This is a genomic window from Dysgonomonas sp. GY617 (genome assembly GCF_015233815.1).
Lineage (GTDB): Bacteria > Bacteroidota > Bacteroidia > Bacteroidales > Dysgonomonadaceae > Dysgonomonas_A.
Map to the genome: position 1 here is coordinate 161,150 of NZ_JADCLR010000029.1, position 22,133 is coordinate 183,282.

The window sequence follows — 22,133 nt, forward strand, 5'->3', positions numbered from 1 at the left end:
GATTAAAAATTCACTTTCAAGGTAGTAGTATATGTTCTTCCAAAACCATACATCACAGCAACCTGTGTCCAGTCATTGTGAGTTCCCGGATTTCTAGGATTTAAATCTCTGGAATCTGAAATGTATACCTGATTTAAAGCGTTATTCACATTACCCATCAAATTGGCATCGAAAGGTCCCATCTTGAATCGGTAATTTGCTCGTAAGTCCAATAATCCTACATCTGGCACTTTAAAAGGAGTATAGTATTTATATGTTCCGCCAATATCGGGAACTTCTATTGCATAATCAGCGTAGTTATTAGCCAAGAATGTAAAGTCTGCTCCAACAGTAAGACCATCTAATAATTTGTAGCTTGCTCCTGCAGCAAAAGTTGTTTGAGCAGAGTTACCTACTTTAACGCCTTTCATGTCGATTGTGATCGGAAGTTGCTCTTCAGGAGTGATTACATTCTTTCCATCACTTGGTTGTCCATATGCGTCATAAACTAACCCCGAAGCTTTACTATCCCATATCCAATCTCCAAGAGATACCATACCGGTTAGTTCCAGATTATGTGTTGGTTTAAACACCATATCAAGTTCTATACCTTGGTGACGTGCATCAAGTCCTCCCAGATTGACAAATGCATTCTGATCATTACCAAACGATCTAACAGAAGTTCTGTCCATCCATTTTGTGTAATACACGTTCAGGTTAGCTGTGAAGATTTTAGAGCGATATCCATATCCAACCTCTGCTGAGAATAGTTTTTCGTTAATCGCATTCTTATTCACAGCATTGCTGGTGTGTATAGATGTAAAATAACCACCACTCATAAATGGAGCACGAGATACATATCCTGTATTAAAGAATACGTTATGTTCTTCGCTTATGTTGTAGTTGGCTCCTCCTTTGATGTTGAATCCAAGGAAGCTTTTTACTTCCGATTTCTGATTTCCTTTGCTGTAATAGAATCTGTCAACTTTCCAATAGGTGTTGTTTGATACAGATCCAGAGATAAATACACTTAATGCGTCTTTGTTATATTCTGCTTGAGAGAATACTCCTTCTTGAACAACATATCCTGTGTTATCACGATACACAACATCTCCAACTTTTAATTTATCATATTTATTTACAGTACTGTTGGGATCCTTGATGTTGGCACGAGCAGGGTCAATGTAAAATTGTCCTCCCATCAAATCTACAATCTTACCATCGTGCAAACCTGCATAATAACGTAGGTCTATACCTCCGTAAAAATTAATTTCGTCGGTAAGTTGACTTGTATAAGTTGAGATTAAACCTGTCCAGATATGGTTGTTACGAGATTCAGTTAATATAGCTTGTGAGCCATTCACATTCTCAGAGTTATCTTTTTGTAGTTTGGTGTAATCCATATAACCGGTAAGCGGATTACGGTAAGCATGGTTTAATGTCCCTGTTGCTGTTGTTGTTCCATAAAGGTTCGAATATACAGCAGAATTACCTCTCCATGCATTACCTGCTCCATCACCGATAGATAGATAAAGTGCAGATGATAAGCTCGATTTTTCATTGATAGACCATGAGTGGTTCAATGAAATTTGAGGTTTGTGATAACGGTTGCGGTTAGCATTTACACGTTGTCCTTGAGCATCGAATCCGTAAGTTGGATTGAATTGGTATTTATCTTTTTGTTGTTGCCATTCTGTAATCAACATTTTGTCATTATTATAACGTTGATTGTGCCATTGAGGCGATCCGAAAGCAGTGAAAGACAATTGATGATCGGCATTTATTATCTTAGAGATATTAGCGTACCATGTATATGCTTCGAATTCCGAACCTACTACATAACCGTTACCCCAGTTCTTACCTCCAACAAAACTCATTGCCCATCCGTTTTTGCTAAGACCTGTTGATATGCTGAAAAGAACTTTGTTATATCCGTCATTACCTAAGCTATATAATACAGATCCTCCTTTTTGAGCATCGGTCGATTTAGTAAGGATATTAATCGTCCCTCCAACTGATGGTGCAGCTATTTTAGATGCTCCAAGACCACGTTGTACTTGTAACGAGCGTGTTACGTCTGAAAGCCCAGCCCAGTTAGACCAGTAAACGCCTCCCCATTCCATGTCATTAACAGGAACGCCATTTACCATTACGGCAATATTAGCTGATTCGAATCCACGTAGAGTAATACGCGAGTCTCCGTAACCTCCACCTTGTTTAGTGGCATATACCCCCGGTGTAGATTTCAAAATTTCAGGAAATTCCTGAGAGCTTAATTTAGCTTCTAGCATTTCAGGTTCAACTACCGACATTGCTACCGGAGTTTTACGTCTGATTGCAACAGAAGATGTAACCACCACGTCTCTAAGACCTATGGAGCTACTTTCTAATTCAACAGTACCTAAATCGCCTTTTGCATCTAGCTTTAGAGGACTGTATCCAACATAAGTGAATGTTACTTTACCTTGTAATGTTGAAACATTTAAACTGAACGATCCGTCAAGATCTGTTGATGTTCCAACTTTGGCTCCTTCAGAATACACCGATACGCCAATTAAGGGTTCTTTGGTGTCTTTATCGACTACTGTACCTTTTATCACATTTTGCGAAAAGGCCGAGATCGAACTAAATAAAATAGTGAAAAGCAGAAAAAGCAGTTTTCTCCTCATGATAAAATTTGATAGTTTAGGGATTATAAAAAGGAATAGATTTTCTTTACGCTGTAGGGGGGATAGCTGAGGCTTGAGTTGCTCAACTGTAAGGTTCTTATTATGTTTCCACAAGTAATTCATTCAGTAGAGATATAATGATGGGACTTGTGTTTATCCAGATTAGTTTGCAGGCGACAAGGCTTGTAGACTCGCAAAACTAGAGATCTAAACAATAAAAAAACGCATTTGTTGGAGAGATGGCTCCACATAACGATACAGATAACTTAAATGAGTAACAAAGGTAAGGTATTTTATAGTTAATCCTGAACAAATAATAAAATAATTACCCATACGCTAAAATAATTAACATTTCAAATGCTCCGAAATTGAGTCTTATTCGTGATGGTAAGGTTCGTTGTTTAGTATAGTCATTGCTCTGTAGAGTTGTTCTATAAAAACCAAGCGAATCATTTGGTGGGAAAAAGTCATCTTGGATAATGAAATTTTTTCGGAAGCTTTACCGTATATTTTTTCAGCAAAACCATAAGGTCCTCCTATGATAAATACAAGGCGTTTTGCAACTGTGTGTGTCTTCTTCTCTATGTACGAAGCAAATTGCATAGAGGAGAGCTCCTTGCCACGCTCATCTAGTAATACAATATAGTCTCCTGCTTGTAAGTTTTTGATTATTAGTTCTCCCTCTTTCTCTTTTTGTTGATCTTCGGTAAGGCTTTTTGTGTTTTTGATGTCAGGTATTACTTGCATTTCGAAAGGGATATAGTGTCCTAATCTGTTTTCATATTCACGAATGGCATCCACAAAATATCCGGCATCAGTTTTACCTATAACAAGAAGACTTATTTTCATATAAAAGAGAATTTGAACACAAAAATAAGATTATTCCAGTGACTTTGTTTGGCTGTCATAGTATATTTTAGGAAAACTTTATTTTTTATATTTTATATCATTGTGTCATTTTTTTAATCTCTAAAAGTTCTCTTTTTTCTTTATTTTTTACTCATTTGTGTTAATTAAATTATTGTTTGTTATTGTGTTGTGTGTAAATTGTTGATAGATTGTGATTTGTGTAGTTTTTGAGATGTTTTTGTCATAATGATACAATTTTTATTGAAATATTCCGTAATTTGTACTCGTTGACTTACGTAGTGATTTTTATTTCTTAATATAATTCAAACCATGATAAACACTTCTTAAAGCTATATTCTGTTAATCAGGAATATATTTCGGATAGCTATTACTTTATTTCTAATAACTCCGAAAATTTTGAAAAACAACGTGTAAATAAACTCTAACTTTTCATCTTATGATGCACAAATTTCAATTATCCTATCTTCATTTAGGAAAAAGTTTTCAACGGACCGCATTTGCAACCTTAGCATTATCCGTCTGTTGTTCAAGTAATCTTTTGTTTGCTTCATCGACTGCCCCTGTAAATTCTTATGAGGGTAGTCTGATAGTTGTTGAGCAGCAACAAGCAAAGACCATACAAGGGCTGATCGTTGATAAGACGGGAGAGCCTTTGTCGGGTGTAACAATCACTGTAAAAGGCTCTACCAGTGGAACTATTTCAGATCTGGATGGTAAGTATTCTATCAATATTCCCGATCAGAATGCAATTCTTGTGTTTAGTTATCTAGGTTTCAGAACGCAAGAAGTTGCCGTTGCTGGAAAAACGACTGTCAATGTGACGTTGAATGAGGATAGCCAAGTCTTGGGAGAGGTTGTAGTAACAGCTCTTGGTATAAAACGACAAGCCCGATCTATAGGTTATTCTACTACACAAGTTTCAGGGTCGGACTTTACCGAGTCTCGTGATATTAATCTGGGAAATGCTTTGACCGGAAAAGTTGCAGGGGTAAGTGTATCCAATAATGCAACAGGGCCAGGTGGTAGTAGTCGTGTAGTAATTCGTGGTAATGCCTCATTAACCGGAAATAACCAACCTTTGTATGTTATAGATGGAATTCCGTTTGATAACAGTACACAAGGTAATTCAGGAACATGGGGTGGTGCCGAAATGGGCGACGGGCTATCTAATATTAATGCCGATGATATTGCCGATATTCAAGTGTTGAAAGGGGCTGCTGCATCTGCCTTGTACGGTTATCGAGGAGGTAATGGAGCAATTCTGATTACAACCAAATCGGGTTCGAAAGCTGTTGATGGAATAGGTATTGAGGTTAATAATAACTTAACTTTCAATTCTATTTATGACCATCGTGAATTTCAAAAAGTGTACGGACAAGGTACCCAAAATAATAGACCCATGTCGCAGACTGCTGCGATAGAATCATATTCGTCAAGTTGGGGAGAAAAAATGGATGGTGGTAAAGCCATCAACTTCCTTGGAAATGAATATGCATACAATCCTGTTGATAACTGGAAAAAGTTTTATAATACGGGTATTACAAATCAGACATCGGTAGCTTTAAGCGGAAAAGGTGGAGATAAAATAGTATATCGTATTGGTTTTTCTAATATTACGGATCAATCAATTATACCTAATTCAGGCTTGAGGCAACAAGGGATTAATATGAATACAACATATAATATAACCCCTAAATTACACCTTAATGTTACAGCGAACTATATTTTCGAAAAGGTTCGAAACAGAGCCAACCTTTCGGATGGTAATGCCAACGTAAATGCCACATTGCTTTATTTAGCAAACTCTTATGATGTAAGATGGTTGAAGCCTGCTGTTGATACAGACCGTTCGGAATTGTTGCCTGGTAATAACGTATATTTCAATAATCCTTACTTCTTGACACATGAGCGTAGTAATTCTACCCGCCGCAATCGTTTGACTACCGGTGCAACTCTTAAGTATGATATAACCGATTGGTTGTATGCTCAAGGACAAGTAACTCGCGATGGATATATAATGGATTATCAGTTGATAATACCAACGGGGTCGGGAGCCGATCCAGGTGGTAAGATTGAGGAGTGGGAAAGAAATTACTATGAGTTGAATGGTAATTACTTACTTGGATTTAATAAAAAAGTGGGTGAATCGTTCTCTATTAATGCTACATTTGGAGGGAATACACAAAGAACCGTAAATAAATCGTTCGGTACAGATGGTTCAATAGGCCCATTTATTATTCCTTTTTTCTATTCAGCTAATAATGTGGCAAACCGACCTTATACACAAACTTACTCCGAGTATCGTGTAAACTCGGTATATGGAACAGCCGATTTCGGCTTTAAAGATTATCTGTTCTTGAACTTTACAGGTCGTAACGACTGGTTCTCTACACTTAATCCTAATAACAACCACTATTTCTATCCATCGGTAAGTACTAGTTTTATGTTTAGTGAAGCTTTTAAATTACCAGACTGGGTTTATTCAGGTAAAATCAGAGCATCTTATGCAGAGGCGTCGAATGGAACTATTCCATATCAAAACTACTTAACGTATTCATTGGAGACATTCAAAATTCAAGGACAATCGGTAGGTAAGGTAACTAATCGTAATATTCCGAATGCGGATTTACGTCCTGTGAAAATTCAGGAATGGGAAGCAGGTCTGAATGTTCAATTCTTAAACAATCGCTTAGGTTTTGATATGGCTGTTTATAAAAAGAAAACAACAGACGATATTACAACAGTATCTACAAGTTATACTTCGGGCTATTATGGTGCTGTAATGAATATTGGAGAGATTCAAAATAAAGGGATCGAAGCTATGGTACATGCTGTACCCGTGAGAACGAAAGACTTTATGTGGAATACGTCTTTTAATATTGCTTATAACAATAGTGAAATTAAATATCTGGGAGGCGTTAAATCGCTGTCGATAGATGGTGCACAGGCTCGTAACGGTACTGCTGTGGTTATGAATATTGTAGGAGACCCATATGGACAAATTGTTGGGTACAAATACAAAACCAACGAGAATGGAGACAGAATATACGATAAAGATGGTTATGCAGTACGTAGCGATAACCAAGAAGTGCTAGGCAATGGTATCTTTAAAGTGACTGGAGGTTTCCGTAACGAATTTAGTTATAAAGACTTCTCTATGGCATTCTTGTTAGACTATAAATTTGGAGCTAAAATATTCTCAGGAACAAATCTCAATTTGTATTCCGCAGGTTTACAGAAAGAAACTCTGGGTGGACGCGAAGGTGGTTATGTTGGTAAGGGTGTTGTAAATACGGGAACAACAAGTAATCCTGTTTGGACTCCGAATACTAAAGCTGTGGATGCGCAATTGTATTGGAGACGAATTTCGTCAGAAAGTCCAATTGATGAGGAATTCGTATATGATGCAAGTTTTATCAAATTGAGGGAATTATCTATTGCTTATCGTGTGCCTCAATCTATGATTCGCGGTTCTTTCGTAAAAGCATTGAGCTTATCGTTGGTTGGTCGTAATATCTGGACACTATTGAAACATACTCCTAATATTGATCCTGAATCTGCTTATAATAACACAAATGGACAAGGTTTAGAATTGAATGGTTATCCACCAACAAGAAGCATTGGTTTTAATGTGAATGTGAAATTCTAAGAAACAAGAATAGCAGATTTTAAATGAAACAGTTTTAAATTGAAACAATATGAAAAGTAAAATATTATATATACTGACCGCTGTAACTTTGTTGTTCGGCTCATCGAGTTGCGGAGACTTTGGTGATGTAAACAGCGATCCTCAGCACGTTACAGGAGATAAAATGAAGTTCGAGATGATGTTTACAGGTGCGCAGGTGTTTGTTGCAGGACGCGATTGGGCAGCTTGGCGTAACAATCTCATATATTGTAGTACCATGATGCAGCACTTGTCTTCTACACAAGGATATTGGGCAGGAGATAAATATACGTTTGATGCAGGTTATAATGCCGCCTATTTCGATTCGTATGATTCAGGAATAAAAACATTGATGGAGGTGTACTTTGCATGGAAAGATGATGCAACAAGAGTGAACGAATTTCAGATGACTCGTATTGTGCGAGTGCTTTTGATGCATAGAATGACTGATATGTATGGTGATGTTCCCTATTCGGAAGCAGGTCAGGGGTATATCTCAGGAATTAAATATCCGAAGTACGACACTCAGCAAAGTATCTATATGGATATGTTGAAAGAGTTGGATGAGGCTGCTCAAACATTGGATGCTTCGAAACCCAACAATATTAAAGCTGCTGATATTATGTATAAAGGTGATGTTGATGGTTGGAGAAAAACAGCTTATTCGCTAATGCTTAGATTAGGTATGAGATTATCGAAAGTAGATCCTGCGGAGGCTCAGAAATGGGTGAAAAAGGCAGTAGATGGTGGTGTGTATGCTAATAATGCCGAAAGTGCAACTATAGAGCATGATGCAACAACGGATGATGCAGCACAAGCTTCGGGTAAAGTGCTTTGCCATCTTGATCCCGATGCTTCTCGTGTAAGCTTAACCTTTCTCAATCATTTGAGAAATACCAAGGATCCACGTCTTATTTATACTACAACAGTTTGTGAAAATCCTAAATATGGGGTCTTGGATTCGAAATTTGAATTCGGAGACACTACAGCTGTGGCTCAATTGGGTATGCCTAATGGATTCGATCAACTGGGAGGTGCAACAGATATCTCAAAAGCTCCTAACTGGCCAGGTGATATCAATAAATACTCGGTTGTAAATCGTTATACTTATTCTCGATTGGATGCACCAACTTTGGTGATTACCCATGCCGAAAATTTATTGTTGATGGCTGAGGCTGCTTATCGTGGTTGGATTGCCGGAAGTGCAAAGACTTATTACGAGGCTGCTGTTAAAGCTGCAATGGAACAAATTTCGGATTATGGAGTAAGGGGAATCAGCTCAGAGCAGATTGCAAAATATTTGCAGGACAATCCTTATAATGATGCTGATGCTTTGAATCAAATCAACACTCAATATTGGGTTGTTACCTTTATTGATGAATATGAAGCTTGGGCTAACTGGAGAAGATCGGGTTACCCAGTGTTGAAAGAAATCAACTATTATGGTAATGCTACCAATGGAACTATTCCACGTCGTTTTACATATCCAATATCGGAAGCAACTATCAATGCTGCAAACTATCAGGCTGCAATTGCTAATCTTGCGGATGGTGATAAGATGACATCAAGAGTTTGGTGGGATAAATAAAATAGAATATATATTTTAAGGATAAGAAAAAGGCTGTCGATTTATTTTCGACAGCCTTCTTTATTAACTGTTTATTGGTCTTTTGTTTTGTTAAAAACGTTTAGCTCCAATATTAAGCTCTGCTAATTGTATTGTGCTTCCAGTCTTAGTATCCCAAAGACTGTATACTACTTTAATATACCTATACTTAACACTGGTTGGCAGATTTAGCTTGTACTCAGGTTGGGAAGGCTCTCCGACGAGGTTCTCTTCTATGGTGCTGAATTCTGTTCCGTTATTACTTCCATAGATAGAGAATCCGTAAGGTCTTAAATACTCATTTGTATTACTTGTGCGGTGTTGTATGCCCAAGTAATCAAATTCGACCTCTTTTTGCATATCAATTACAAAGAATACTTGCTCATCGGCAGAAACAGTTACTCCATCGTAAGACTTACCGGGTTTTACCATAGACATGCATGTTTTTAAATCTCCATCAATGAGGCTTTCGGCAGCATTGTTTATAGAAGCATCCTTAGGCAGTTTATGAGATGGTATCACAATCCAGCCCGCTCTGTCAAGATCGGTATAAGTGGCTTCCTTTACTGTAATTTTGCATTCAATAAACTTGGAGCTACCATCTGTTGCGCTGATTTTTACTGTTGATGCTCCATTCTTTAAGGCTTGTATGATGCCTGCTTCTGTGATAGAAACCACTTCGGTATTAGATGACGAGTAACCTAGTTTTTTATTTGTAGCGTTTTCGGGTTTAATATTGATTTTAGTGCTGAAATCAATAGTTGTACCTACGGCTATAGTAAGATCTTTAAACTTATCGTCTATAATTATTTCTTCAACATCAAAAGTTCGATCAGTAATACTTACTATGCTTTTTGTCTTTAAAGCAGGGTAATTTGTTGAATTGATATACAAAACCGCTTCACCAACACCTATTCCGGTAATTAAACCCTTGTCGGATATGGTAAATACCTCTTCATCTCCCGATATGTACTCATATAATGGCGGATCTTTAAACTCAGCATCTTCGGGAAGTACAGCAAGTTCTACCTGATATGTTTCGGTGGTATGTATCGGTATAATGTTATCTGTTATATTGAGAATGGTGATACTTTGCGGCTCTTTCGAGTCTACATACTCTACCTTGTCATCGCAGCTTATAAGTATTGAGCATAAGATGATAGATATACTTAATAGATAATTTGGATATTGTTTCATATTTATATTCTAGTGGAATTTATACTTTGTTATCTAATATATTGGCGATAGTTTAAATCGGTAAGGTCTTGAACAACAATCGCTGGTTTTGGATAATTCTTGGCAACGATTTCAGCTTTTAGATCATCAATCTGTTTTTGTGTAACTTTCATTGTCTTGTTACCATAATCATTAACAACAACATCTACCGGTCTTAAAAAACCCCAAGCTTCGAAGAAGTCAATCATATTCATTTTTCCAGTATTACATACTTGTCGTACAAAATCAAGCTGAAGCATACCATGGTAATTATCTCCTAGTAATGCCTGACTCAAATCTTCTGTAACTCGGTAGTGTTCGAATAAGTTATGATAAAAATGTTCTTGTTTTAGGATATCTACAAAATATAGTTTTAATTGCCAGAATGGGGGGAGTTTTAGCATGTGCTTATTGTAGTCATTAGGTAGTATCCATGGTTGTTGATCTTGGATTATGGCTTTAAAAGCATTCTCATAACTATCAGCACCCGTGTTGAGGCGAACGGCGTCTCCCAATATTTGCTGTTGATTATACATTGCATACATATTGTTGGTTACTTCTGTTGTCCCAGCCCATTTTACCCCTGGACGGGTTTGATTCACGTGACCTATTTCGTGACCTACAACCCACATTCGGGATAAGAATCCTTCCTCTGTACAAAATACATTTATATATCCTAAGCTATAAGCAGTTCTATATGATGTTGCATAAGCCGCCGGAGCAGAATAGTCGACATGTATAAAGGCTCTGTTCTTAAATTCCTTTTTGTAGTAAAATAAACCCATAATCTCGTTTTGCTGTTTTATAACTGCATCCAGATAATTGGTCATTAGTATAATATCTGTATTGTTTGTCCGATAGTCGGATGTTCTCCATGTGATATGAGAGTGTTTTCCTAAAATGTCTATTTCAGTATGTTTACCATAATTAGTAAGAATTCGAGTCCAGTCATCTGCGGTGTGTTTTTGTATATCAAAATATCCATTGATTTCGCCCGTAGCAATATGTATTTTCACTGTCTTTGTTGCAGCTTTTTTCTTTTCTGCATCTGTAGTCAATAGCAATGGAATATCCTCTTGAGTATGGTTGTAAATGTATATTAATCCCGAAATAGATGGATAAAATACGTTCAACCCTTCTTGGAGAGAGAAAGAGGTTTCAGCATTTGTTTGATAATCTCTAATGTTCAAGGTTAATTCTTGTCCTTTTGCATCTCCTACAAAAACAACTAGTTCATCTCCTGCATTTGCTACATACATTCCGGTGGCGTTATCTTTTAGGCTGTATTTTTCTGTTTTATTTATTTTAGCTATTATATCGGGATGTTGGTAGGGTCTGTATTCCTGAATTCTAAATTCTTTATCGTATGTTCCTTTAAATATTGCAAGGGCTATATTTTTGTAGAATAGATCGGGTATTTTATTTAAATCATCTTCGGTAATACCTTCTTTAATCTCAGAGCATGATTTATCGGCGAATATTTGGAGGTAATCATAATCTTCTTCGGTACTTTTTTGGAAGAATTGCATTTCTGCGCAACTTACCCTGTCTTCGTATCCCGACATTATTCTAAATTGAATCTGTGTTGGTTTTTCGATAGGTTGCTCTAAGGTTATTATTGATGGCTTTATTAAAACTTTTCCGAAATCATATTCCCCATATTTTTTCAATTCGGGTGCCGATTCTGTCGCAATCCATAATTCGAGTTTACCTATGGCTCCCCATTTATTTCCGCTATCTTGGCGAGGTGTATGTATAATATAGTCTATCTTCTCGGCTTTCTCGAAATAAAAATCGAATAGAAATGGCCATGTTGTAATTGCCCCTGATTTCGAGTTGAAATAGGTGCTAAAGTCGCCATCTATCATATCTTTAGCTTCGTGTTCGGTGGCCATTTCCGAAGTTGTGGTGACACGGGTTACTTTAACCAATTTGTCTTTTACAAAACCGGTGGCTCTTTGCGTTACAATAATATCTTGCTTTTGACTTTTTCCTACTATCGTTACAATTGTAGTTCGTTCTTTTTCCGAATTGTTGTCTTCTACTTCTATTGTTAACGCTTTGTCTACAACAGTCGCTTTGCACCACGACTTGCCTTGAGAAGCTACGGATGTTGCTAGCTCTGAGATTTCTATATTCGTCTCAAGTTTCAATTCGGTAGAGGACGCTCCTGATCCGAAAGAAACATTTTCAGATCCTGCAACTAAACTGTTGGTAACTGTCATCGTGCTTGTGTCTTCACAAGAGGGTAATGATGCAAATAGGGAAAAGATCATGGATAGGTAAAATACCCTTATACATGTTTTACGTGAAAAATTGTGTTTCATGTTGGATTAGTTTAAAATGGTGAATAATTATGATGTTTTGCCGTTTGTTGTTAAATGGTTTAAGGTTGTAGAGAAAAGATCGAGAATTTAATGCTTGGATGCATTCGTAAGGCTTTTCTGTTTGTATTAGATCTTATCTGAAAATATTCATCAACAAAAGTAAATAGTAAGTAATGTAGGTCTGTTGCTCTATTTGCTTTAAGTTTTGCCTCTTTGGGTTTGAAGTGGTATAATGTAGTTTCTAGATTTTAAAGGGCGAAAATTATAAGGTTAGGTGAGTGATAGGTCTACAACTGCCGTTGAATAAAATTATATTCCATATATTTGTATTTAAACGTATAAAAAAGAATAGATATGAGTATAATACCAGAATCGGAACTGATTATCAATAGTGATGGGAGTGTATTTCACTTACATATAAAGCCAGAGCAACTGGCGGACAAAATAATAATGATGGGTGATCCTGATCGTGTTACACTTACCGCTTCATTTTTTGATAGTATAGAGTGTGAGGTGCAAAGTCGCGAATTTCGTACCATTACCGGAACTTATAAAGGCAAGCGTATTACGGCTTTGTCTCATGGAATAGGTCCTGATAATATAGATATTGTAATTACTGAACTTGATGCGCTAGCAAATGTAGATTTTAAGACAAGGGAGGTAAAGAAAGATTTCAAACAGCTAATAATGGTGCGTGTTGGAACGTCTGGTGGCTTACAGCCTCATTGTCCTATCGGTTCGTATGTGGTTTCTGAAAAATCAATAGGATTTGATGGTGTGTTAAATTACTATGAGGGTCGCAATTCGGTAGCTGAACTAGATTTTGAAGAAGCCTTTAAGAAATATGTAAACTGGTCTCCTTTACATTGTGCTCCTTATGTTGTGAAAGCAGATGAGGGATTAGTACAGCAAATTGGTCACGATATGATTAAAGGAGTAACTATATCGGCAATCGGATTTTATGGACCTCAAGGACGTACTGTTCGTATTCCTTTGGCAAATCCAGACCTGAATAGTCGTATCGAAAGCTTTAAGTTTGGCTCGGATGTAATTACCAATTACGAGATGGAAAGTGCTCCTCTTGCAGGACTAGGTCGTTTGATGGGGCATAAGGCTATGACTGTTTGTACAATAATTGCGAATCGTTTGGCTGGAGAATCAAACTCTAATTACAATGGTTCGATAGAAGATCTAATTAAAACAGTACTTGATCGAATTTGATGAATAAACGGAAAATTAAAATAATAATAAAAAGAGTAGCCGTTTGCTTAGCGGTTGCTCTTTTGTCTATTGTGGTAGTGCTTGTTTTTGCCAATTGGAAAATACCTCACGATACAAAAGAATGGCTGTATAATGATGTAGATAGTATTCCTCCTCAAAAGGTAGCATTGGTATTGGGTGCATCTAAGTATATACGCGGTGGATTGCCTAATCCGTACTTCGATAATCGTATTGCTGCCGCTCATGAGTTATATGTTGCCAACAAAGTGAAGGCTTTTGTGATGAGTGGCGATAATGGTTATGAAGGATACAGTGAGCCCGAAGATATGCGTGATGCTCTTGTTGCATTGGGTGTTCCCGATAGTATAATCTATCTTGATCATGCGGGATTTCGTACATTGGATTCGGTTGTACGGATCAATGAGATATTCGGTCAGGATTCGTTTATTGTGGTATCGCAGAAATTTCATAACGAGAGGGCTGTTTTTCTAGCTCAATATTATGGATATACTGCGTATGGCTATAATGCTAAAGATGTAGCTTTGGGGCGTGTGTCTTATAAAACGATTGTGAGAGAAAAATTTGCACGAGTAAAAGTCTTTGTTGATATTATATTGAATAAGCAGCCTAAATTTTTGGGTGAACCGATAGAGATAAAATAAAAAGCAAACTGGATATGGATATAGAAAGATTAGTAGATGTGCCAGATGAAGTTGTTGAGTCTTTAGGAAAGCTGATGATTCAATTGGCTGAAGATTGCCAGCCTCCAACAAAAGAATATCTTCAAGATATAGTGAACTCTAATACTTATCTTTTTGTAGCTAAGGAAGAAGGACTAATAATTGGTACTTTCTCTTTGGTGCTTTATAAAATACCAACAGGGCGTAAGGCCTCAGTTGAGGATGTGGTTGTAGATGTAAGTATGAGAGGAAAACAAATTGGAGAGAAGATGATCCGATTTGCACTTGATTATGCTCGTGCTGAGCTTGGGGTTTCTAAAGTAGATTTAACATCTAGCCCTTCCCGTATTGCCGCTAACGCATTGTATCAGAAAATAGGATTTGTAAAAAGAGACACTAACGTATACCGTTTCCAGTTGAAATAACTAAACGATTTTTTATAATCTAAGAATTAGCCGCTAACTAACAGCCTCAAATGTGAAATTAAAAAATTGGTATTCTGAGGGGTAAACTAAATAAAGAGTTTAGTATTCCTGATAGAATTGTCTTGTCTTATAATTAATACTATGAAAATGTTGAAAATTATTTTGGTTGTAATTGTAGTACTTATAGCAATTGTTGTAATAATTTATATCTACTATGGCGGATTAAGTAAAGTGGAAGTAAAAGAAGAAATACAAGGCGGCGAAGTATTGGTCTATGAAGAGGTTATAGGTGATTATGCCCAAACAGGGAAATATACGGATAAAGTATATTATAAGTTGCTTAATAATGAAGGAATTTCAACGACTAAAGGGTTTGGAGTCTTTTATGATAATCCACAGCAAGTAGAAAAAAGTAAGCTTCGTTCCGAAATTGGCTGTATTGTTGAAGGCTTAAATAGTACCCAAATAGCAGACTTGGCAGGTAAATATAAAGTGCGTACATATTCAAAGGTAAATTATGTGACGGCAGAGTTTCCTTTTAAGGGACATATGTCTATAATGCTTGGTTTAATGAAAGTTTATTCTCAGATTGATAAGTATATAAAAGAGCATGGAATAAGTGACAAAGGAGCTATTATGGAAATATATGATGTTCCGAATAAGAAGATAATCTATCGAAAAGAGATTGTGAAAGAATGAACTTTAGAGATATAGAATATCTTAAAGCAGGAACTGATAAGCAAAAGCTTTGTTATCGGATTCTTAAAGAGATAAAGGTGCTTGATGTTCTCTATGACTACAATCCTATCGCTGTAGGAACAATTCCTATTGCAATAGATGTTGATGAAAGCGATATTGATATTGTTTGTTGTGCAGAAAATTTGCCAGAAATTAGAGATGTAGTCCGTCTGCATTATTCTACATATAATATGTTTTCAGATAAACTAAGAGATGTGTACGTCGCTAATTTTGAGCATTCGGGATTACCGATCGAAATATATGCAGAATCCAGACCTACATTAGATCAGAATGGATATCGTCATATGGTGGTTGAAGATCGGATAATGAAATTAGCAGGTGATGGGTTTCGGCAAAAAATAATCAGATTAAAAGAACAGGGTTATAAAACTGAGCCTGCATTCGGCAAATTATTGAATTTAGAAAACCCATATTCGGATTTACTCGAATTCGAGTTGTTGACTGATGAAGAATTAAAGCTTTTGATAAAAAATAAGCACGTACCTGAATAGATACGTGCTTATTTTTTTATAACCGCCTTTTATGCTAACTAAAGTAATGAGAGAATATCTGTAAACTTAATGATTTGTGTATTTAAACTGTTCGTCATTATAACGATCACCTACTTCGGGATATTTAGCTAGTATATCGTCAATTGTTTTCAGATCGATATTGGAAAGTGTAACATCTGCTGCTTTCGCATTTTCTTCCAAATATTTTATTCTTTTCGTTCCGGGAATCGGAATAATATCTTCTCCCTGAGCCAATATCCATGCTAAAGCCAGTTGTGAAGCTGTAATGTCTTTCTGTTCGGCAAATTGAGCAAATGCTGCTGCAAGCTTATTATTGTTCTCAAGATGCTTACCCTGATATCTGGGAAGGTGCTTGCGGAAGTCGTCGCTGGGATCCATTTTCGAAACATCCAGCCTATTTGTAATTAATCCTCTGGATAATGGAGAATAAGGAACAAGTGAGATTCGCAGTTCACGAGCAGTAGGTAGTATTTCGCGTTCTACATCACGGGTCAATACCGAGTATTCATATTGTAGAGCTGAGATTGGATGTACTGCGTTTGCCTTGCGTATTGATTCGGCTGACGCCTCGCTAAGTCCTAAATAGCGTACTTTGCCTTCTTTTACTAGCTCAGCCATTGTACCAATGGTTTCTTCAACAGGAATATTAGGATCTATACGATGTGCATAATAAAGATCTATTGTATCTATTTTTAATCGTTTCAGACTTTTTTCAATAGCCTGTTTGATCCATTTTGGAGAGCAATCTACATCGGCTGCTCCAAGTTTGGCTTCCTTGTCGTATCTGAATCCAAATTTGGTTGCAATAAATACTTTACTTCTGTTCTCAACTAATACTTTGGAAATAAGCTCTTCGTTTGCTCCTGCACCATAGACATCTGCCGTATCCCAGAAGTTAATTCCTAAATCCAAGGCTTTATGTAAAGTAGCTAAGCTTTCGGTTTCGTTTGTAGGTCCATAAGCATAGCTCATTCCCATGCAACCTAATCCTAAGGATGATAATTGCTCGTCGGTCTTTCCTAGTTTTCTGTACTTCATAATCTTCTGTTTTTAATTATTTGATAAGTCAAAAGTACAGATGAAGTACCTATTCGTTGTTGCGAAATTCAAAGAAGATGTTATAAAATTCAAACAATAGGCTTAAGTCTGTTTATTATGATTTCGCAATGATCCGGGAGAAAATCCTGTATTCTTTTTAAAAAAATTGTTGAAATAACTGGGATGCTCAAACCCCAGGCCAAAAGCAATTTCAGATACGGTCATATCTGTATGGTTTAAGAGCGCGGAAGCTTCTTTCGTTATTCGTTCAGAGATATGTTCAGAGGTTGTTTTTCCTGTAATCTTTTTGACGGTGCGATTCAAGTGGTTGACATGTACCGATAATTGACGGGCAAAGTCGTTCGCCGATCGCATGTTGAGGGTGTGTTCGGGTATATCTATAGGAAATTGCCTTTCGAGAAGTTCCATGAATAAACTTGATATTCGTTCTGATGCACTGCCTTGAAAGGATTCGTTGTTAGGTGCTTGCATCTTCATTGCCTCGTGAATAATCAAGTGGAGGTAATTACGCAGTATATCATATTTATGTGTGTATTCGGAATTAATCTCCTCTATCATCTTACGATATATGGTACTTATCTCTTCGACTTTCTTGTCATCGAGAAAAAATATTTTGTTGTCTCCAATCCTAAACAGGGGAGAATCTGCAAGGCTATCGTTACGCTCGGATGATTGTATGAATTCTTCGGTAAATAAGCAGTAATACCCATCTTGCTGCTCACTGGTAGCCTCCCATGAGTAAGGAATTAACGGATTGGAAAACATCAGTGCAGGGCGGTCGATAAGAATCCATTTATCAGCATAAAATAGTTTCCCTTCTCCTATTACCAGAGACACTTTATAGAAATCTCGTCTGCTATAGGTCGAATTATTATTACTACAATATTTTCTCTCAAAGACATTGAAATGCCCATGTTTGGGAGATAATCCTCTATTTTCTGATGAAAAATCGGTTTGCTGCCGAGTATAGAAATCATTAATGTTTTCAAATATTTTCATACATGTAAATATAGTGTGTTTTTCTTTTAAATTGATAAATAGATGTATTTTTGAAATGGGAATAGGAGTATTCTTGCAAACGATTGCAAGAATTTTATATGTGAAAAATAAAATTTCACACAAAAGTTTATCTTTTATTCTCTAGTTTTGTTAACATCAGATACTTCGTGTTTTCTAAACTTCTATTCTGAGAGGTTTAAGTTATACACTGATCAAAGCAATAAAATAGGTCTGCGACCTTTATAATACCAAGAGAGAATGAAGAAATCGTATTTAATTTTACTTTTAACAGTTTTGATTTACGGAACAGCTAATGCCATTGACGTAAAAAAACTAGAACCTGCATTTTGGTGGGCAGGAATGAAAAACACCGAGTTGCAAATACTGATGTATGGCGATAATATTGCCAAGTGTGATGCTACAATAACTTCTCAAACTGCTACAATAAAAGAACTAGTACGTTTTGATAATCCTAATTACTTATTAGTGTATGTAGATTTGTCGAATGCAAAACCAGAGAAATTTGATATAGTTCTGAAAAGAGGCAAGGAAAAGAAAACTGTACCTTATGAATTAAAACAACGAAAAGAAGGGTCAGCCGAAAGGGTAGGCTTTAATACTAGCGATGTTTTGTATCTTATTATGCCAGATAGATTTGCAAATGGCGATCCGTCGAATGATGTAATAAAAGGAATGATTGATAATAAGGTTGATCGTAATGACCAATATGGTCGTCATGGTGGAGACTTTAAAGGTATTACCGATAATCTGGATTATATTGCAGACCTAGGCGTTACTGCTATTTGGTTGAATCCTACACAAGAGAATGATATGCCTCATGGTTCGTATCATGGATATGCAATAACAGATTATTACAAGGCTGATCCTCGTTTTGGGACGAATGACGAGTTTATCTCGTTAGTAGATAAAACTCATGCTAAAGGCATGAAGGTAGTAATGGATATGATCTTTAATCATTGTGGTAGCGAAAACTTCTTGTTTAAAGATATGCCTGCAAAGGATTGGTTTAACTTTCCCGATAAATATGTACAAACTACATATAGAACCACTACTCAATATGACCCTTATACCTCGGCTCATGACAAGAAGATGGCATTAGATGGATGGTTTGTAGAGCCTATGCCCGATTTTAATCAGAGAAACCCTCATGTTGCTAAATATCTTATTCAAAACAGTATTTGGTGGATAGAGCATGTGGGGATAGATGGTATTCGCCAAGATACGCATCCATATGCCGATTTCGATATGATGGCGGAGTGGTGTAGACAAGTTACAGAAGAATATCCTGACTTTAATATAGTTGGAGAGACTTGGTTGAATAGTAATGTAGCTGTTTCGTTTTGGCAAAAAGACAGTAAGCTGGCTTATCCTCGTAATTCACATCTAAGAACTGTGATGGATTTCCCTTTGATGGGAGTTATGAATTCTGCTTTTGATGAAGAATCGGATTGGGATAAAGGTGTAGCTCGTATTCATGATTATTTAGGTCAGGATATTGTATATGCTGATCCTTCGAATTTATTAACGTTTTTGGATAATCATGATACTTCTCGTTTTTTCAAAACCGATGAAGAGGCTGATAATACGAAAAAATACAAGCAAGCTCTAACCTTTTTATTGACAACTCGTGGCATACCTCAAATCTATTATGGAACTGAGATTCTTATGGCTGCTGATAAAGCAAATGGAGATGGTACTTTACGTGAGAATTTTCCCGGTGGATGGGCTGGTGATAAGCAAAATGCTTTCTCTCGTGAAGGTAGAACTGATAAGCAAAATGCTGCATACGATTTCACTCAAAAGATGCTTCAGTGGCGTAAAGGTAACGATGTAATAGCTAAAGGTTCTTTGAAACATTATGTGCCGATTAATGGAGTTTATGTTTACGAACGTAAATATAATGGCAAATCGGTAGTTGTGTTTTTAAGTGGTTCAGATAGTGAGAAAACATTAGATTTGGAGAATTATAGAGAGGTGTTGCCCAAAACTCAATCGAAAGATGTTATAACCGGAAAAACGGTTGATGTTAGTGGAGCTTCATTGACTATTGCTCCGAGAGATGTAATGGTTCTCGAATTTTAAAATTCAAGATTGAAAATCATTTGAGAGAATACTATTTCTGATAGGTTGTCTCAAATAGTAAAGATAACTTTTAGGTTCAGGAAAATTTTAGGTAATTAGATTATTTGGTTACGGAGGAAAAGAGGAGCGAGAATATTCGTTCCTCTTTTTTATTTTTAGAAGTTCTCGACCTTTGCTCAGAGGTTGTTCGGTATTAAGTACATTATACTTTCCTTAAATTACCAGAATATTTCTATCTTTGATAAACAGTCTTGATTTGATTAGAGGCATTCAAAGTGGGTAGGTTTAAGGATATTCATCCTTTCTAAAATAGAATAAATCATTATTCTATCTGTGTGGTTTTATTTTGGGTGTTTTCAACTTGCTCTTAATTATTTGTTTATGTCTATTCTTTTTAAGGTTGTTGTTTCTCTTTTGAATGTTTTGTGTTATTCTTTTCTAGAGTAATATAGTTTTAAAAGTCCGAAAAAATGAACGTAATATAGTAACTCTAAAGATTAAACTTATGATGCAACAGTCGGATATTATTGTAGCTATTTCTACTCCAGCAGGGGTAGGGGGGATTGCTGTTATTCGTTTATCAGGTAAAGGGTGTATTGGATTAGTTGATACGGTTTATCGCTCTCCATCGGGGAAGAAATTGATAGATCAGAAAGCTAATACAATTCATTTTGGCACTATTGTAAAAGATGATGCTGCACTTGATGAGGTGTTGGTCAGTGTGTTTCACAATCCAAGCTCTTTCACAGGAGAAGATAGTGTTGAGATCTCATGTCATGGGTCTATTTATATACAGCAAGGTATTTTGCAGTTGCTTCTTGAAAAAGGAGCACGTTTAGCAACTGCAGGAGAATTTACCCAAAGAGCATTTTTGAATGGAAAGATGGACTTGTCTCAGGCTGAATCGGTTGCCGATCTTATTGCCTCGACATCTGCTGCGACTCACCGTTTAGCATTAAATCAAATGCGAGGAGGGTTTAGTAACAAGTTGGTAGAGCTTCGCACGGACTTACTTAACTTTGCATCATTAGTAGAATTAGAGTTAGACTTTTCAGAAGAGGATGTTGAGTTCGCAAATCGAGATAACCTCAAGCAACTGGCTAGTCATATTCATGAGGTGATAGAAAAGCTAGCAGATTCTTTTTCTTTAGGTAATGTGGTGAAAACGGGTATTCCCGTGGCAATAATAGGTGAGACAAATGCAGGGAAGTCTACATTGCTCAATCTGTTGTTGAGAGAAGAAAAAGCGATTGTCTCGGATATTCATGGTACTACTCGTGATGTAATTGAAGATACTATAAATATTGATGGACTTATATTTCGCTTGATTGATACTGCAGGTATTCGTGATACGGATGATGTAGTGGAAAGTTTGGGTATAGAGCGTACTTTTAAGAAACTAGAACAGGCTAATATAGTCCTTTGGGTTATAGATGCCGAAACGGAAGATGAACGTACTATTGCGTTATCACAAAAAATACTACCACTAACAGAAGGCAAGAAGTTGATCTTGGTATTCAATAAAGTAGATATAATTCCAGCTGCTCGTAAAGAATATAAAGAGCAATTGTTAAGTGATTTGATCCCTGATCGAATTTTTATCTCGGCAAAGTATCATCAGGGTACTGAAAATTTGCAGGATGTTCTGATAGAGGCTGCGAATATTCCCGAATTTGGAGAGCAAGACGTTATTGTTACTAATATGCGCCATTATGAAGCCTTACGAAATGCTTTGGCTGCTATTACTCGTGTTTCTGATGGAATGGAGTCTGGTCTATCTAGTGATTTTCTTGCTCAGGATATTCGTGAATGTATGCATTATTTGGGTGAAATTACTGGCCAAATTTCCACGGATGATATATTGGGTAATATTTTTAGTAAGTTCTGTATCGGCAAATAATGACTAATCAACATTGATCAATAATACTTATAAAGTATAACTAAGTCGCTATTTTATAGCGATTTTTCTTTTCTGTTTTTATCTTTGAAGATCAATACTAGTGAATGATGTGACAATTTTTGTGTCACAATTGTACCGTTTT

The 22,133-nt window shown here is 36.6% G+C and carries 15 protein-coding genes; 9 read left to right on the forward strand and 6 right to left on the reverse strand.

Annotated features, from left to right (window positions below):
* Window positions 1-2: 2 nt before the first annotated feature.
* The gene (locus IR022_RS16390; RefSeq protein WP_050708369.1) at window positions 3-2,648 is read right to left on the reverse strand and encodes a TonB-dependent receptor; all 2,646 of its coding nucleotides are present in this window, start codon (window positions 2,646-2,648) and stop codon (window positions 3-5) included.
* A gap of 375 nt (window positions 2,649-3,023) precedes the next feature.
* The gene (gene rlmH, locus IR022_RS16395; RefSeq protein ID WP_194204531.1) at window positions 3,024-3,497 is read right to left on the reverse strand and encodes a 23S rRNA (pseudouridine(1915)-N(3))-methyltransferase RlmH; all 474 of its coding nucleotides are present in this window, start codon (window positions 3,495-3,497) and stop codon (window positions 3,024-3,026) included.
* Window positions 3,498-3,954: 457 nt separating this feature from the next.
* On the opposite strand from rlmH, the gene IR022_RS16400 reads away from it, so the two are divergent.
* On the forward strand, window positions 3,955-7,167 hold the full coding sequence (locus IR022_RS16400; protein ID WP_242053292.1) for a SusC/RagA family TonB-linked outer membrane protein: 3,213 nt from the start codon (window positions 3,955-3,957) through the stop codon (window positions 7,165-7,167).
* Between the two features lie 49 nt (window positions 7,168-7,216).
* Complete coding sequence (locus IR022_RS16405; protein WP_050708356.1) at window positions 7,217-8,773, forward strand: SusD/RagB family nutrient-binding outer membrane lipoprotein; 1,557 nt, start codon at window positions 7,217-7,219, stop codon at window positions 8,771-8,773.
* 90 nt (window positions 8,774-8,863) lie between these two features.
* Here the strand turns inward: IR022_RS16405 and IR022_RS16410 are convergent, their stop codons facing one another.
* Both IR022_RS16410 and IR022_RS16415 read right to left on the reverse strand, forming a co-directional pair.
* Window positions 8,864-9,988, reverse strand: coding sequence for an Ig-like domain-containing protein (locus IR022_RS16410; protein ID WP_194204532.1), 1,125 nt, complete (start codon window positions 9,986-9,988; stop codon window positions 8,864-8,866).
* Window positions 9,989-10,017: 29 nt separating this feature from the next.
* Window positions 10,018-12,333, reverse strand: a complete 2,316-nt coding sequence (locus tag IR022_RS16415; protein ID WP_194204533.1) for a M60 family metallopeptidase — start codon at window positions 12,331-12,333, stop codon at window positions 10,018-10,020.
* 354 nt (window positions 12,334-12,687) lie between these two features.
* Here IR022_RS16415 and IR022_RS16420 point away from each other — a divergent pair, with 354 nt between their 5' ends.
* The 5 genes from IR022_RS16420 (at window position 12,688) to IR022_RS16440 (ending at window position 15,909) form a co-directional block, all read left to right on the forward strand.
* Window positions 12,688-13,554 (forward strand): nucleoside phosphorylase, encoded by an 867-nt coding sequence (locus tag IR022_RS16420; RefSeq protein WP_194204534.1) that lies wholly within the window; start codon window positions 12,688-12,690, stop codon window positions 13,552-13,554.
* Complete coding sequence (locus tag IR022_RS16425; protein WP_194204535.1) at window positions 13,554-14,216, forward strand: vancomycin high temperature exclusion protein; 663 nt, start codon at window positions 13,554-13,556, stop codon at window positions 14,214-14,216. Before IR022_RS16420 ends, IR022_RS16425 begins: the two co-directional genes overlap by 1 nt.
* A gap of 14 nt (window positions 14,217-14,230) precedes the next feature.
* Window positions 14,231-14,659, forward strand: coding sequence for a GNAT family N-acetyltransferase (locus tag IR022_RS16430; protein ID WP_194204536.1), 429 nt, complete (start codon window positions 14,231-14,233; stop codon window positions 14,657-14,659).
* Between the two features lie 147 nt (window positions 14,660-14,806).
* Window positions 14,807-15,358, forward strand: coding sequence for a GyrI-like domain-containing protein (locus IR022_RS16435; protein WP_194204537.1), 552 nt, complete (start codon window positions 14,807-14,809; stop codon window positions 15,356-15,358).
* Window positions 15,355-15,909: a DUF4269 domain-containing protein gene (locus tag IR022_RS16440; RefSeq protein ID WP_194204538.1), complete on the forward strand. Its 555-nt coding sequence runs from the start codon at window positions 15,355-15,357 to the stop codon at window positions 15,907-15,909. Before IR022_RS16435 ends, IR022_RS16440 begins: the two co-directional genes overlap by 4 nt.
* A 66-nt stretch (window positions 15,910-15,975) precedes the next feature.
* On the opposite strand, the gene IR022_RS16445 is transcribed toward IR022_RS16440, so the two are convergent.
* A complete protein-coding gene (locus tag IR022_RS16445) occupies window positions 15,976-16,968 on the reverse strand; it encodes an aldo/keto reductase (protein ID WP_194204539.1) in 993 nt (330 codons plus the stop codon).
* 102 nt (window positions 16,969-17,070) lie between these two features.
* Window positions 17,071-17,988 carry a helix-turn-helix domain-containing protein gene (locus tag IR022_RS16450; RefSeq protein WP_194204540.1) on the reverse strand — a complete coding sequence of 306 codons (918 nt, stop codon included), beginning with the start codon at window positions 17,986-17,988 and terminating at the stop codon, window positions 17,071-17,073.
* A gap of 258 nt (window positions 17,989-18,246) precedes the next feature.
* Here IR022_RS16450 and IR022_RS16455 point away from each other — a divergent pair, with 258 nt between their 5' ends.
* Together IR022_RS16455 and mnmE are read left to right on the forward strand one after the other, a co-directional pair.
* Window positions 18,247-20,091, forward strand: coding sequence for a glycoside hydrolase family 13 protein (locus IR022_RS16455; RefSeq protein WP_194204541.1), 1,845 nt, complete (start codon window positions 18,247-18,249; stop codon window positions 20,089-20,091).
* Window positions 20,092-20,599: 508 nt separating this feature from the next.
* Window positions 20,600-21,991, forward strand: coding sequence for a tRNA uridine-5-carboxymethylaminomethyl(34) synthesis GTPase MnmE (mnmE, locus tag IR022_RS16460; protein WP_194204926.1), 1,392 nt, complete (start codon window positions 20,600-20,602; stop codon window positions 21,989-21,991).
* Window positions 21,992-22,133 lie beyond the last annotated feature (142 nt).

What these genes read in the sequence shown, in the direction of transcription:
- IR022_RS16390 (WP_050708369.1), bottom strand. Translation starts at nt 2,648, where the DNA reads ATGAGGAGAAAACTGCTTTTTCTGCTTTTCACTATTTTATTTAGTTCG.
- IR022_RS16420 (WP_194204534.1), top strand. Translation starts at nt 12,688, where the DNA reads ATGAGTATAATACCAGAATCGGAACTGATTATCAATAGTGATGGGAGT.
- IR022_RS16450 (WP_194204540.1), bottom strand. Translation starts at nt 17,988, where the DNA reads ATGAAAATATTTGAAAACATTAATGATTTCTATACTCGGCAGCAAACC.
- rlmH (WP_194204531.1), bottom strand. Translation starts at nt 3,497, where the DNA reads ATGAAAATAAGTCTTCTTGTTATAGGTAAAACTGATGCCGGATATTTT.
- IR022_RS16405 (WP_050708356.1), top strand. Translation starts at nt 7,217, where the DNA reads ATGAAAAGTAAAATATTATATATACTGACCGCTGTAACTTTGTTGTTC.
- IR022_RS16435 (WP_194204537.1), top strand. Translation starts at nt 14,807, where the DNA reads ATGTTGAAAATTATTTTGGTTGTAATTGTAGTACTTATAGCAATTGTT.
- mnmE (WP_194204926.1), top strand. Translation starts at nt 20,600, where the DNA reads ATGCAACAGTCGGATATTATTGTAGCTATTTCTACTCCAGCAGGGGTA.
- IR022_RS16425 (WP_194204535.1), top strand. Translation starts at nt 13,554, where the DNA reads ATGAATAAACGGAAAATTAAAATAATAATAAAAAGAGTAGCCGTTTGC.
- IR022_RS16455 (WP_194204541.1), top strand. Translation starts at nt 18,247, where the DNA reads ATGAAGAAATCGTATTTAATTTTACTTTTAACAGTTTTGATTTACGGA.
- IR022_RS16440 (WP_194204538.1), top strand. Translation starts at nt 15,355, where the DNA reads ATGAACTTTAGAGATATAGAATATCTTAAAGCAGGAACTGATAAGCAA.
- IR022_RS16410 (WP_194204532.1), bottom strand. Translation starts at nt 9,988, where the DNA reads ATGAAACAATATCCAAATTATCTATTAAGTATATCTATCATCTTATGC.
- IR022_RS16415 (WP_194204533.1), bottom strand. Translation starts at nt 12,333, where the DNA reads ATGAAACACAATTTTTCACGTAAAACATGTATAAGGGTATTTTACCTA.
- IR022_RS16400 (WP_242053292.1), top strand. Translation starts at nt 3,955, where the DNA reads ATGATGCACAAATTTCAATTATCCTATCTTCATTTAGGAAAAAGTTTT.
- IR022_RS16445 (WP_194204539.1), bottom strand. Translation starts at nt 16,968, where the DNA reads ATGAAGTACAGAAAACTAGGAAAGACCGACGAGCAATTATCATCCTTA.
- IR022_RS16430 (WP_194204536.1), top strand. Translation starts at nt 14,231, where the DNA reads ATGGATATAGAAAGATTAGTAGATGTGCCAGATGAAGTTGTTGAGTCT.